12 protein-coding genes are annotated in these 14921 nt (G+C 39.0%); all 12 read right to left on the reverse strand.

Features of this window, described 5'->3' with window-relative positions; translation table 11 throughout:
- Positions 1 to 3: 3 nt before the first annotated feature.
- Entirely contained in the window at positions 4 to 1497 is a 1494-nt protein-coding gene (gene glpK, locus C9J29_RS00690) for a glycerol kinase GlpK (RefSeq protein ID WP_107921499.1), read from the reverse strand.
- A gap of 17 nt (positions 1498 to 1514) precedes the next feature.
- Positions 1515 to 3377, reverse strand: a complete 1863-nt coding sequence (mutL, locus tag C9J29_RS00695) for a DNA mismatch repair endonuclease MutL (protein ID WP_107921500.1) — start codon at positions 3375 to 3377, stop codon at positions 1515 to 1517.
- Between the two features lie 15 nt (positions 3378 to 3392).
- Complete coding sequence (gene mutS, locus C9J29_RS00700; RefSeq protein ID WP_107921501.1) at positions 3393 to 5975, reverse strand: DNA mismatch repair protein MutS; 2583 nt, start codon at positions 5973 to 5975, stop codon at positions 3393 to 3395.
- Positions 5976 to 6102: 127 nt separating this feature from the next.
- The gene (cotE, locus tag C9J29_RS00705) at positions 6103 to 6759 is read right to left on the reverse strand and encodes an outer spore coat protein CotE (protein WP_225316246.1); all 657 of its coding nucleotides are present in this window, start codon (positions 6757 to 6759) and stop codon (positions 6103 to 6105) included.
- Positions 6760 to 6891: 132 nt separating this feature from the next.
- Entirely contained in the window at positions 6892 to 7329 is a 438-nt protein-coding gene (locus tag C9J29_RS00710; RefSeq protein ID WP_008178888.1) for a YlbF/YmcA family competence regulator, read from the reverse strand.
- Positions 7330 to 8874 carry a tRNA (N6-isopentenyl adenosine(37)-C2)-methylthiotransferase MiaB gene (miaB, locus tag C9J29_RS00715; RefSeq protein WP_008178889.1) on the reverse strand — a complete coding sequence of 515 codons (1545 nt, stop codon included), beginning with the start codon at positions 8872 to 8874 and terminating at the stop codon, positions 7330 to 7332. It abuts the gene before it with no gap.
- A 182-nt stretch (positions 8875 to 9056) separates the two neighbouring features.
- On the reverse strand, positions 9057 to 10361 hold the full coding sequence (locus C9J29_RS00720) for a carboxylate--amine ligase (RefSeq protein ID WP_107921731.1): 1305 nt from the start codon (positions 10359 to 10361) through the stop codon (positions 9057 to 9059).
- A 78-nt stretch (positions 10362 to 10439) separates the two neighbouring features.
- A complete protein-coding gene (locus C9J29_RS00725; RefSeq protein WP_089985377.1) occupies positions 10440 to 11450 on the reverse strand; it encodes a histidinol phosphate phosphatase domain-containing protein in 1011 nt (336 codons plus the stop codon).
- Entirely contained in the window at positions 11450 to 12232 is a 783-nt protein-coding gene (locus C9J29_RS00730) for a DeoR/GlpR family DNA-binding transcription regulator (protein ID WP_008178893.1), read from the reverse strand. The genes C9J29_RS00725 and C9J29_RS00730 overlap by 1 nt, the downstream gene beginning before the upstream one ends.
- Positions 12229 to 13230 (reverse strand): ABC transporter ATP-binding protein, encoded by a 1002-nt coding sequence (locus C9J29_RS00735; protein WP_008178894.1) that lies wholly within the window; start codon positions 13228 to 13230, stop codon positions 12229 to 12231. The genes C9J29_RS00730 and C9J29_RS00735 overlap by 4 nt, the downstream gene beginning before the upstream one ends.
- Positions 13227 to 14012 carry an ABC transporter permease gene (locus C9J29_RS00740; protein WP_043990538.1) on the reverse strand — a complete coding sequence of 262 codons (786 nt, stop codon included), beginning with the start codon at positions 14010 to 14012 and terminating at the stop codon, positions 13227 to 13229. Before C9J29_RS00740 ends, C9J29_RS00735 begins: the two co-directional genes overlap by 4 nt.
- Positions 14009 to 14854 carry an ABC transporter permease gene (locus C9J29_RS00745; protein ID WP_008178897.1) on the reverse strand — a complete coding sequence of 282 codons (846 nt, stop codon included), beginning with the start codon at positions 14852 to 14854 and terminating at the stop codon, positions 14009 to 14011. Before C9J29_RS00745 ends, C9J29_RS00740 begins: the two co-directional genes overlap by 4 nt.
- Positions 14855 to 14921 lie beyond the last annotated feature (67 nt).

Consider the following 14921-nt stretch of genomic DNA (forward strand, 5'->3'; position numbering starts at 1 on the left):
TAGCTAAGATTTAAAAATTCGTGTTGCCTCTACAGCTCTTTGCCAGCCAGCATAAAGAGCTGTCGCTTGGTCTTTTTCCATTTTTGGCTGGTAGGTTTGACCATTTACCCACAGTGCTGATAAAACCTCTTGATTTGGCCAAAAATTTGTAGCAAGTCCTGCTAAATAAGCTGCACCTAGTGCTGTTGATTCATTGAGTTTTGCCAGTTCTACATGCAACTGTGAAACATCACTTTGGAATTGCATTAATAACTCATTTTTTACAGCACCACCATCTACACGGAGTACTTCAATAGGTGCACCGGCTGCTTCCTCCATCGCATCGAGTACATCCTTCGTTTGATAGGCTAATGATTCAAGTGTCGCACGGATGAAATGTTCTTTAGACGTGCCACGCGTTAAACCAAAAATGGCACCACGAGCATCTGTATCCCAATAAGGTGTACCTAGTCCAACGAAGGCAGGTACAACATAGACACCATCCGTATTGGCTACTTTTTTAGCATAGGTTTCTGAATCCTCAGCAGTCCGAATCATACGTAGTCCGTCTCGTAGCCATTGGATCGCTGAGCCTGCTACGAAAACACTTCCCTCTAATGCATAGGTCACCTTACCATCTATTCCCCAAGCAATTGTCGTCAATAACCCATTTTCCGACTTTACTGCCTGTTGCCCTGTATTCAATAACATAAAGCAGCCAGTACCATAAGTGTTTTTAGCCATTCCTTTTGTAAAACAAGTTTGACCAAAAAGTGCTGCCTGCTGATCACCCGCAATACCGGCAATCGGAATTTTTTCGCCAAAGAAAATACTTGCTGCCGTTTCAGTGTAAATTTCTGATGAATTTTTCACTTCAGGAAGCATCGACATCGGAATATCTAATAGCTGACAAAGTTCCGTATCCCATTGTAATTCATGAATATTGTATAGTAACGTTCGAGCCGCATTTGAATAATCGGTAACATGGGCCTTTCCCTTTGATAATCGCCAAACAATCCAAGAATCAATCGTGCCAAATAATAAATCTCCATTGTCAGCCATTTCACGGGCGCCCTCTACATGATCTAACATCCATTTAATTTTTGTGGCTGAAAAATAAGCATCTAGTCGTAATCCCGTTTTTTGCTGAAAAAGCTCCTCATGCCCTTGTTCTTTCAGGTCATTCACGATTTCCTGCGTTTGACGCGACTGCCAGACAATGGCGTTGTAAATAGGCTTTCCTGTATGTTTATCCCACACTACGGTTGTTTCTCGCTGATTCGTTATTCCAATAGCATGGACCTCACTAGCATCATGCCCACTTTCTGTTAAGACAGTTGCAATTACTGAAAGGACCGAACCCCAAATTTCATTGGCATTATGTTCTACCCAGCCAGCCTTCGGAAAAATTTGCTGAAACTCCTTTTGTGCTACATGAACAATTTCACCTTTTTTATTGAATAAGATAGCTCTTGAGCTTGTTGTGCCTTGATCAATTGCTAAAATAAATTCGCCCATTATTTTCCCCCTTTTCACTACATGACCCGTTTGAACATTTTCTCCACTTCATACGATGTAAAATGAATGAGCACTGGACGTCCATGTGGACATGTAAATGGATTATCAGCTTTGCGTAAATCTCTCAGCAATATTTCCATTTGTTCTTTCGTTAAATAATAGTTGGCCTTAATAGATTTTTTACAGCTCATCATAATCGCAGCGGCTTCACGTAATTTCTTTACATCTGCCTTTTTAGTCGTCAGCACCTGTTCAATTAAATCTTCAATAATTTCCTGTTCCTCACCTTTAGGGAACCAGCTAGGATGCTCGCGTACAACAAAGGAAGATTGTCCAAATTCCTCTAAGAATACGCCTATTGCTTCTAATTCATGTTTGTGTTCTCGTAATAAAAGTGCCTCATCGGCCGCATAATGGAATGTTAGTGGAAGCAGTAATGCCTGACGCTCATGTGGATTAACTTGTCCGACCTTTTCCCGGAAAAATTCATATTTAATGCGCTCTTGTGCAGCATGTTGATCAATTAAATAAAAACCATCCTCCATTTGGGCGACAATGTATGTGCCATGGATTTGCCCGACTACTTCTAGCTCAGGGAACGGTTCCTTAGCCGTCTCATTTACTAATTCCTCATGTTGCTCCACAACAGTTACTTCTTCTATTTCTTCAGCCTGTAATGGCTGAATAGGCTGCGCGTAATCCTCCACAATAGTAGAAACAGGCTCTGGCTCTACTGTAGTTTCTCGATTGTTTTCTTGAACGGTTTGCACATCATATAACTTCTCTACAATTGCATTCATCTTCTCCACATCTATCTGAGGTGCAGGCTTCCAAATATTTAATTGCTCTGTAGCCGGCTTGACGATTTTTTCTTTTTTCTCCATTTGTGGTACGCGAATAACGCTACGTATTCTTTCACGGATAGTGTCTTCGATTAATTTTAAAAGCTCTGGCTCCTTACTTAAACGAATTTGATGTTTCGCAGGATGCACATTAACATCTGTCAAAAATGGATCTCCCTCTATATAAAGAACCACAATAGGAAAACGTTCAATCGGTAAATACGTATGGTAGGCATCAACAATAGCTTTCTGTACTAAATAATGCTTAACCCAGCGACCATTGACGAATAGAGACATATAATTTTTTGAAGCCCGCGTCACCTCTGGTAGGGTCACATAGCCAGAAATGCGATAATCGTGTGACTCCCCTTGGAATGACACCATTTTCTTAGCATTATGTACCCCATAAATGGCAGCAAGCACTTGTTGCACATCTCCTCGTCCATTTGTTTGGAGTAATATTTGACCATTATGCAATAATCGAAAAGCAATTTGAGGGTTACTAAGCGCAAGACGATTCATTAAGTCTATAGTGTGCCCAAGTTCAGTTTGAATAGTTTTCATATATTTTAAGCGAGCAGGTGTGTTAAAGAATAATTGTGATACCGTCAGATCTGTCCCTTTACGTAAAGGGCCGGGCTTATGCGTCAACATATGACCACCCTCCAGCTCTAAATGTGTACCGGATTCACCGTTCGATGTAATTAAAGTCATTTTTGAAACAGAAGCTATAGATGCTAATGCCTCACCACGGAAGCCCAATGTCCGAATACGAAATAAATCATGTTCTTGATGGATTTTACTTGTTGCATGGCGAGAGAATGACATGATGGCATCCTCTTCATCCATACCGCTACCATTATCAATTACTTGAATGGAAGTGAGACCCGCTTCTAGTAAAAAAACATCAATGGACGTACTTCCCGCATCAATCGCATTTTCTACAAGCTCTTTGACAACTGAAGCTGGTCTTTCAACTACTTCTCCTGCTGCAATTTTATTGGAGAGCCATTCGTCCATAATTTGTATGTTTCCCACTAACGAATCACTCCTTTATTTTTTCATGTTTAATAACTCTTGCTGTAACTCATATAAAATATTCATTGCCTGCATCGGTGAAGTTCCTAAAATATTAACTTTCTCTAATTTTTTTAACACCTCTGCCCCAGCTTCTGCCCCAGCTGGTGCAATTGGCTCTTCTTCAGTAAATAAGGACATTTGCAGTGGCGGTTCTACTATTTTCTGTGTTTCAGCCACTACTTCGTTCCCAGCCTCAAAGTTTTCCAATAGCACACGTGCTCTTGCCAAAATTTCTTCTGGTAATTGCGCTAATTGTGCCACATGAATACCATATGATTTATCAGCAGCACCTTTTTTCACCTTATGCAGGAACACAACCATGCCATTTTTTTCGGTCGCTGCGACATGTACATTTTGTAAGCGTGGTAAATCCTTTTCAAGAGCTGTTAATTCATGATAATGCGTAGAAAACAACGTATTAGCACCGATTTTGTCATGAATATATTCCATCATGGATTGAGCTAAACTCATCCCATCATAAGTAGAGGTACCACGACCTATTTCATCAAATAACATTAAACTGTTTTTTGTAGCATGCATAATGGCGTGTTGAGATTCAAGCATTTCTACCATAAATGTAGATTGCCCTGCTGCTAAATCATCAGCTGCACCGATGCGAGTGAAAATTTGGTCAGTAATAGGTAGCTTCGCCTTTTCAGCAGGTACATAGCAGCCCATTTGTGCCATGACAACAATTAATGCTACCTGACGCATATAGGTACTTTTACCAGACATATTCGGCCCAGTAATAAGCATCATATTATTCTGTTCTTCTAGCACACAATCGTTTGGTACATACATTTGCTTATTCAACATTTTTTCTACAACAGGATGGCGACCTTCAATGATTTCAAGCGCTCGTCCATTATGGAATTGTGGTTTTGTAAAACGATATTTTTCTGAGATGCTCGCAAAGCTTAGCAAAACATCTAACTCACTTATACTTGCTGCCAGTGCTTGTACACGTGGAATAAATTCCTTTAATGCATCTCGAATTTCTACAAATAGGTTGTACTCTAGTGTAAGGCTTTCTTCTTCAGCATTTAAAATCAATGCTTCTTTTTCTTTTAATTCCTGTGTAATATAGCGCTCTGCATTAGCTAGCGTCTGTTTGCGCTCATAACGAGTTAAATCCGCTAAATGGATATTCGATTTTGTAATTTCAATATAATAACCAAAGATGCGATTATAGCCAATTTTTAAGTTTTTAATGCCTGTTTTCAAACGCTCTTCTTGCTCGAGCTGAGCAATCCAATCCTTACCATTGCGAGCGGCATATCGAAGCTCGTCTAATCGTTCATGATAGCCATCTCGAATCACATCCCCTTCTTTAATGGTAATTGGCGGATTATCCGTTATAGCATTTGCTAAAAGCTCCTCAACAGCTGTACATGTATCGAGAGCTGCCCCTAGTTGTTGAAGTGTCTCCTTACCCGCACCTAATAACTGCTGCTGAATAGCTGGCACTTGGCGCAACGAATCACGTAATTGCGCTAAATCACGGCCACCTACATTGCCAAAAGCAACGCGACCAGCTAGCCGCTCTAAATCATATACCTGTTTTAAGGCAGTTTGTAACTCTGTTCGAACAAAATATTCTTCTAATAAATCAGTCACAATCGCTAGTCTAGACTCAATAGCTGAGCGTGTGGCAAGCGGCTGATGGAGCCATTGTTTTAATTTACGGCCACCCATTGCTGTGACGGTATCATCGAGCAACCATAACAGTGTCCCTTTTTGATCTCCACCGCGAATGGATTGAATGAGCTCTAAATTTCGCTTTGAGCTAGAATCAATGCGTAAATAATGTTTCATTTCATTAAACGTAAATGCTTGAATATGTGATAACGAACGCATTTGTGTTTTATCTATATAGGCCAATAATCGAAGGCATGAAATTTGTAGGGCTGATGGAACAGCTTCTACATAGCTAGCTGCTTTATCCACCGTCATTTCATCGGTTTCCACTGACAGTACAATGGCGGCATTTGCAGCATGTTCTGCTAACAATAACTGTAAACCATCCGTTACAATAAGTTCCCGAATACCATAGGCCTGCATTTGCATTAATAATGCTTTGCCATCGCCTTCAATGGACGAAGCCACGGCTTCACCTGTTGATAAATCTAGATATGCATAGCCAAATGTTGTGTCATCCAGTTGTTCGGCTGCTCCAATAAAATGATTGGATTTCCCTTCAAGTGTCTTACCTTCCATAATTGTACCGGGTGTGATGAGTTGAACGACTTCACGTTTGACCACGCCTTTTGCTTGCTTTGGATCTTCTGTTTGTTCACAAATAGCCACTTTATAGCCTTTTTGCACAAGTGTTTCAATATAATTTTTAGCCGAATGATGCGGCACACCACACATTGGAATTCGTTCTTTTGCGCCAGCATCCCGGCTCGTTAACGTAATTTCTAGAATTTGTGAGGCATTAATGGCATCCTCAAAAAACATTTCATAAAAGTCACCTAATCTAAAAAATAAAAAGGCATCCTTGTAATCTTCTTTAACCTGTAGATACTGTTGCATCATTGGTGTATATGTTGTCATATAAATATTTACCTCGCTCTTACCTATAGATAGTTTTATTATAACAAAAGATACATGCGAAACGCTTCATTCACCTTTTTTAAGATGCTAGCGTTTCGCATGTATCGAAAAATAATGGTTTCTAAAATTATCTTGGTCGTTCATCAGGAAACGATGATGACTCTAATACATACCTACCTTCTCCATCAGAGCTTGACGATGAGCTTGAGCTTGAGCTAGATGAGGACGATGATGATGAACTCTCATCATTAAGGCTCCAGTCTTCTTCATAATCTAGCGGATGTACACTAATACAAATTGTTGTTTCACCCATTACTTCCACAACCACTTCACGTTCTACTACAATTTCAAATTTCGTCCCACATGAAGAAATTACTGCTTCAATACAATTCGGTTCTTGTATTACCCGTACACGAACATCATCACCAACGCTAATTTCCCCTTCTCGATAGTGAAGCTTCACTTTGTCTTTATAGTGAATTGTTTCCGAAAACACAGCTGTCTTTGAATGATTACTATAGGCATACCATACATTGACATCAAATTTCCCTGTTACTTCTACAAATTTCCCGACTCTTTTAGCAGAGCAAGTATGGTTAATTACCCAGCATCCTAAAATACTTGTCGGTTTATTTGTTGGTGATAATGTTACACGCTCTTCCGTTCTCTTCTTCCCTTTGGCAACTACTGCTTTCGTCACGATTTGTCGTAAACGTTTCAGCGCAATTCCTCCTTCGACTCTTTTCACTCCATCATATGCAGGTAGCGCCCATTGGGTGAACATATATTTTAGAGAATTAAATGATTCCTCCACAACTCTTTTCGAAAGATGACTGCTATAGCGAGAGCATTCCCCCATAGAAATAAACATAAAAAAGCTCGAATGCTGTCATTCGAGCTTTACTTCTATAATCTGTTAAGAACAGCTACCTGGTTGAGAATTGTCTACATATGAACCCGTTTCACCACGTAGCACATCGCCACCTGTTGAGCGGATAATTTCATTTGTTACATTATTAGCGATCGTATTTGATACTAATTGCAATAAATCATTTACATCGCCTTGCGATTCTTTAAATTGTTGAACAACTGGAATGTCATTAATTTCTTCTTCGATTTTAGCAATTTTATCTTCTATCATTTTTAGCGCTTTTTCTTTTCCTAAGTGTTGGAAATTAACCGCTTGTTTTTGTAAACTTTTTAAACTTGCGATTCGTTCACGTACTTGTTGATTTTCATTGATTTGAGCTTCTGCCTTTTTGAAAAATTCAACCTCTGGTGTATTTGCAATCATATGTGCAATTTCATGTGATTTTTTAATTAAATCTTCTTTTGTGAATAAGATTTGTGTCATTTACGCTTCCACCTTTTCATTTTTTACGACTTCCAAAAACTCACCAGTAAGTGAATAAGATGTAGTCTCTATAATTTTAACTTTTACTAATTGACCAATTACTTCTGCTGGTGCTTTAAAGTTAACCAGACGATTTTTTCGCGTATAGCCTGCTAGCACATCATCTCGTCGTTTACTTGTTCCTTCAACTAATACTTCGACAACCTCACCATTTAAACGCTCTAAGGCTTTGCGTGAATACTCACCCACCACTTCATTTAAACGTTGAAGTCGTTCCTTTTTCACCTCTTCAGGTACATTATCGACCATTTTTGCAGCCGGAGTCCCTTCACGAGGAGAATAGATATACGTAAATGCTGCCTCAAAGCCAACTTCACGGTATAGGGAAAGCGTTTCCTCAAATTGTTCCTCCGTTTCGTTTGGGTAGCCAACGATAATATCTGTCGTTAATGTTACTTCAGGAATTGCAGCTTTAATTTTTTCTACTAATGTCAGGAAATGCTCACGTGTATATTTACGAGCCATAATTTTTAAAATGTCATTAGAGCCAGATTGTACTGGCAAATGAATATGTTCTACTAAATTACCACGTTTTGCAAGTACTTCGATTAGTTGATCATCGAAATCTCGAGGGTGACTCGTTGTAAAACGAATTCGTGGAATATCAATTTTTCTTAAAGCATCCATTAAATCCCCAAGACGATATTCGATATCCTCAAAGTCTTTTCCGTAAGCGTTGACATTTTGACCAAGCAACATAATCTCCTGATAGCCCGCTGCCGCTAGCTCTCGGACCTCAGCAATGATCTCCTCTGGACGACGACTACGCTCTTTTCCACGTGTATACGGTACGATACAATACGTACAGAATTTATCGCAACCATACATAATATTAACCCATGCTTTAATGGAACCAAGACGTTTCTTCGGCAGATTTTCAATCACATCGCCTTCTTTAGACCAAACTTCTACGACCATTTCTTTCGACATATACGCTTCTTTAAGAATGTTTGGAAGGCGGTGAATATTATGCGTTCCAAAAACCATATCGACATGTGGATAGCTTCTTAAAATTTTATTTACAACCGATTCCTCTTGCGACATACAGCCACAAACCCCGATTAGCATCTCTGGGTTTTTTCGTTTATATTTCAACAGGAAACCAAGTTCTCCAAATACTTTGTTTTCTGCATTTTCTCGAATGGCACATGTATTCAGCAAGACGACGTCAGCCTCTTCAATTATTTCAGTTGGTGTGTAACCCAACTGCATAAAAATACCAGCCATTACTTCTGTGTCATGCTCATTCATTTGGCAGCCATAAGTACGAATGTAGAAAGTACGATCTTTACCCATTCCTGCAAATTGATCATCAATGCTAAAATCCTTATGGTATTTCACATCTTCTTTACCACGTTTTTTAGCATCTTTTAAGGAAGGTGCCGTAAAGACCTTCTCAAAATATTTACTGTAATCCTTTTCAGGCTTGTCTTCTTTTTTTGGTTGATTGACCTGTTGATTAGCTAAGCGTTGTTCCTCATTCATCGCAATCAGGTAACTCCTTTCAAACGAAATCCATGCACTTGAATTTCCATCTTACTATTATACTGAATAGTTGATACTTCCTACAAGGCTTGCGCTTCAAATGTCGTGGTTTCGACTTAATTACAAGTAGCTGAAAGGATAAATCCGTCCAATTTCAAGTTTTATCTTATCTAATAAGAGAGCTAAACGTTACGATCAATAAAATACTTCCTATGCTTTATATATAAGTATCCATTGTATAATTTCAGCTTGACCCAACGCTTCATACTCATATCCTCTTTATAAAATAAAGCATTTGTATATCGGCCTTGTTTCACTAATCGTTTGGCTTCAATTTTTAATTTTTCATTTCCCATACATTTATATAAAGTTTTTGGAGGCAGTAGTGACCACAAATGCTTAGTTTGGACATATGTTCGTTCAAGCGGGATGTGTAATAAATAATCATCCACTACATATTGCATGAAGTTATGGCCGCTCGCTGTTACATAATAGCTGGAAGAACCGGCTCGTAAATTGAGCTCAAATAACTTATACTCCCCATCACGCGGATCATATTTCATATCAAAATTGGCAAAACCCGTATAACCGATGTCCTCTAACAGATGCCGGATTGTATCCATCAATTGCTCATCATAATCGATCATGACAGCTAAAGAGATACCTTTGTTTTGCGGGGAGGGGTCCTCAAAAAGCTTATTGCTTAAACACATCAATTTCACTTTTTTATCTCTCCCTACATAGACGTCTAATACGCGAATGAACGAATCATCACCGGGGATAAACTCTTGTAAAATTAAAGTGTCCTGATAGCTTGAGCTATAAATACTGCGAACAATCTGTTGCATCTCACTGTCATTATGGACTAGATAAATTTTTTTCTTCTCAGGAAAGGAGCAGCTAGAGTACGCCACAGAATTGGAAGGTTTAATAATGATTGGGTATTGGAATGGTATGAAGCAGTTTGTCTGTTGTTCCTTTGTTACAGTCACTGTTTGGGGGTATTTTAACTTATACAAGTCACAAAGTTGATAAAATTTTTCCTTTGTTTGAACCTTCTTGAGCAAAACTTGGTCGATATAGGGTAAAATAAAATATTTTTTTAGCTGCTCTTTATTTTTAATGATCAGCTCTGCGTAGAAGCAGTCGCAAACTAATAATATCAATCGTTGATGCTGAAACTGCTTTGCCAGCGTCAACAGCGCTTGTACAAAATGGTTAGGGTCATCTAAATTCTCTACATATCGAAAGTCAAGGATACGACTATTTTGCGTAGCGATTCCCCGCGTACCACTGGAGAAAAATGATTGGAAATTCCCCCGCTTTCTAGCTGGCTCGATGACAAGGCTCTTAATAGTATAGGCCTCATAAAATGAACGAGCTACCCCGTAGGCATGCTGTCCTGATTGTATAACAATAGGCAAAAATGGTTGTACATGTAGGTATGACAATTGGATCACCTCTCTAGTAAAAATGAATTTATTCATTTGTATGCGAACTAGATTGGACATATGTAGCACAAATAAAAGACACTAATATAAAAACTTTAGTGCCTTCTCCCGTATCTATATTTCTATAAATTTTTTAATGCGTTGTTCAAAAGAGACGATGGATTGAACCCCATGGCTCTTTAGCAAGTCTGTATTGGCAAATGTATGCTTTCCTAAATCATCAGGGAAATGGGCATCTGAGGAAACTGTAAAAATAACCCCATAGTCAAGTAAGGTTTGTAAAAAGCGAGGGCCAGGGCACATTTCTTTTACAGGATAACGATAATACAACCCGGCATTGATCTCCGTGGCAGTTTCAGTTGACGTTAAAGCTTGTGCGATACGTTCATACCAAACTTTTAGAAATGCCTGATCCTCTACCTGATAATTAAATACTTTAAAGTTGTCAAGATGGGCCACAAAATCAAATAGTTTGGACTGAATCATGTTTTCAACAGTCATAAAAAATCGCTCATAGTTTTCTTGTAATGCTTGCGGACTCATTTGCTTAAATAGATATTCTGTTTGGGGATTATCAAAGCCCCAGCCATCTACAAAATGGACTGAACCGATTACATAATCCCACGGATGTTCGGCTAATAATGAAGTTAGCTCCATTTCCCCACCTATAAAATAATCTGCCTCTATACCTAGCTTCAAGGCAATGCCTTCTCGGTGCCATTTTTCCTTCGCCTGCTGAATGGTAGAGACAAAAGTATCGATATTTTCTGTCATGACACGATCTAGCCAATATCGCTGTAATTGACCAATCTTACTATCGTCCAATTTCATAAAGCGCTCGAAATAAGCACGCGTCTCCTTAAAACGATATAAGTGATCAACAATGCCAATCTCTCGTAAACCAAGCTGCTTTGCTTGCTGAAGATATAAATCCAACCATTCCTCACTATAGCAGCCATTTTGAACCCTCTTTGTTAACCTCTGTAGTTGAAAGGTCATCTGCTCCTTTGAACCCTGTGCAGTAGCATCCACATGTTGAAAGAACTCAAGCGCCTGTGATGTACGCTCTAGCCAGCGCGATGAATAAGGCCCCTCTTCTAAATGTACATGATAATCAATTGTCATCAACTTTTCCCTCCATTACATACCGTCCATTTTTCTTCATAAGCCTGCCATTCTAATGGACAGGTATTTTCACAAAAAATTTCCGTACATTCTTCAAGATGACAAATTTGAAAAAATGATTTTCCATTAATTTTCGATGCATCCGCTAATAAATAATTGACCTTACTATGCTTTTGCATTTTTTTTGAAATGAGAGATTCATCTAAATCATAATCGTAAACAACACCATCACTAATGCCACCACATGAAATAAATGCTTTATCAAAATTCATATTATCTAACATTTCCAAAGTCATAGCTCCTGCGACAGAGGATTGTCGCGGATTCGCGGTACCACCTAGTAAAATAACCTTCCCAGTCATGCGTCTTTCCTCTATAGCTAAATTAAACTGGACAGCTGCTGCAATCGAGTTTGTAACAACTGTTATATCGTCAACAGCTAGTAGAAAATCTGCAATATGAACCGTTGTCGTCCCCGTATCAATTGCTATCGTATCTCCATCGCTAATCCGTTTTGCGGCCATACGAGCAATTTGACGCTTAGCCTCTTTCTGCATTTGTAGCTTACGCAAAAAGGCAGGCTCATTGCGTACGTTCGTATATTTAATAGCCCCACCATGCACTCTTGTTAACAAACGCTGTTGCTCTAATTCATCAAAGTCTCTTCGTATTGTTTCAGGAGCTACTTGAAGCGCATCAGCAATATTCGCAACAATAATTTTCCCTTCCCACTCTAATTGTTTTAATATGAATTCGAATCTTTCTAGTTTTGCGTAAGTCATGATAATGCAATCACATCTTCTTTTGCGACATAACACTTATAGGTTGCTCCCATTTCAATTGAATAGCCCTGTTGATGCAGCTGCTCGATTGTAAATAAGACCTCCCCCTCAAACATTGTTCGAATGATATTGCCACTCATTAACGATTGTTTCGCTATTCCTGTTAAACACAGATCACCATTTCTTTTATCGAAATGCAAAGCTTCAGGACGAATCGCAAATTTACGGTGTGGCTCTGGTAAAGGTTCTCCGAGCATTTGCTGTAAAACCTGTCGAGAAAAAACATTATAATGCCCAATAAAATTAGCAATAAATTCATTATCAGGTCTTGTATAAATCTCAGTTGGTGTCCCACTTTGCGCAATACTGCCATTATTCATTACAAATATTCTATCTGAAACAGCCATGGCCTCTTCCTGATCATGCGTTACTAAAATCATCGTCATATTGAGCTTCCGTTGAATGGCCCGTAAATCTGCCTGAAGCTTCTTACGTATTTGAGCATCTAGCGCACTAAGTGGCTCGTCTAATAACAATACTTTAGGTCGGACAATTAACGCTCGCGCTAGTGCAACACGTTGTTGTTGACCTCCCGATAGTTCTTTCGGATAAGCGTGCGCTTTTTCGCTTAAATGAACAAGCTCCAACATGTCTTGAACGCGCTGTTCTAGCTCAACTGAATTCTCTTTTTGCATACGCAAACCAAAGGCGACATTTTCTTGAACGGTCATATTCGGGAAAAGTGCATAGGATTGAAAAACCATCCCCACTTGACGATCCTTCGGCTGTACACCATTCATATCTTTACCTTCAATGGAAATTTTGCCTGCCGTTGCATCCGTTAAGCCTGCAACAATACGAAGAATCGTACTTTTTCCACAGCCACTCGGTCCTAATAAAGTAATAAATTCACCTTTGTCAATTTTCATATTAATATTCGATAAAACAGTTGATGACCCATAGTTTTTATGAAGCCCTTCAATAACAAGATAACTCATAGATTTGTAGCACCTTTCGATCGTTTCGTTACTATTGCAATGACAAATGTTAATAAACCCATCAGCACGATATAAATGAAAACTACTGCACTAGCAATATGTCCACTTGTACTTAGTTTTTTCATTAAATAAATTTGAACGGTTTCAAAGCGAGAGCCCACAACAAGATTAATTAAGACAAATTCGCCAAATAAAACAGAGAAAGATAACAGCGCACCTGCAAATAAGCCGGGATAAACTGTAGGCAGTAAAATTTTTGTGAATGCTTGCCTTTTAGAGGCGCCAAGCAATTGAGCTGCATCAAGAAGTTGCCTTGCATCTATATTTCGCAAACTATTTCGTGTGCCCTGATAGATATAAGGTAGAATGCCAACAACATAGGCCCCTAAAACAACGAAAATCATCGGTATCCCTATTTGACTATAAACGCGGATAAGTCCTACCGCTAAAATGATTCCTGGAAAAGAATAAACCATGACAACAGCCATCTGTATCCACTTTTCATACGTAGGAAAGTACAAGACAATAACGAAGATGGCTGGCACAATAACAAGGAGCGCAATACTAACAGCACCTCCTGCTAATAATACTGAACGTCCAAATGCTTGAATAAAATCACTATCCTGAAACAATGCGGTAAACCATTTTAATGTAAATCCTTCTGGTAATATCGTTTTATTCCATTTTGATGCAAAAGCATAGAGCATCGTTGCTAGAACGGGCAATATAAGATACCCAACTAATAGGAGGAAAAATAAATCGGCCAAGCCCCTCTTCTTCATTTAAGTTTCCTCCTTGTTTTTGAGATGCTCCACTCACTAATTAACATAGCCGTTACCATGGATACGGCTAAAATGACCGCTATCGCACTTGCTAGCTCTGGTTGGGCAAAGATATCACCCTTAATTAATGAGCCAATACGAATCGCCACTAAGTTATAATTACTGCTCGTCAGCGCATAGGCAGAGGCATACGCCCCCATAGCATTAGCAAATAACACACTAAAAGTTCCGACAATCCCTGGTAGCATAACTGGTAAACCAATTTTCATCCAAAACTGCCAACTGGATGCCCCTAAAAGTGCAGCTGCCTCCTTCCACTGCTGCTGGATTCCATCATAAATCGGATATAATAGCATAAGCGATAGCGGAAGCTGAAAGTAAATATAAATTAATAAAAGACCACCCCAACTATAAAGTGAAAATGATGACAGTGCATCAATATCCCATTTTTCAAATAACAGTGTAAATAAACCACTGTTGCCAAGTAACACGATAAAAGCAAACGCTAACGGAATACCCGAAAAATTAGATGTTAAATTTGTTAGTATTAAAATTTTCTCCCTTACTGGCTCAGAAAACTTCATCATGGCATAGACCGCGAACAATGTAACCATTAACGCGATAATAGCTGAAATGACGGATAAGGTAATACTATTTTTAAACCCCTGTAGAATATAGCCGTTTGTAAAAACCGCCTTGTATTGTGCCAGCGTAAAGCCATCACTATTTTGAAAGCTAGTTATGAGCATATACAATAAAGGGACAAGGAAAAATAATAATAGTAATACTAGAAAAGGAGAAAGCCAAGCAATGGATTGCCGCTTCGATATCAACACAATCACTTCTTTCTATAATTACTGCTGCTCAAGGGGATAATAGTCGCTCCAGTCAGTCTAATAGGAGCGACTA

The organism is Lysinibacillus fusiformis (assembly GCF_003049525.1).
In the GTDB taxonomy this organism is placed as follows: Bacteria; Bacillota; Bacilli; order Bacillales_A; family Planococcaceae; genus Lysinibacillus; species Lysinibacillus fusiformis.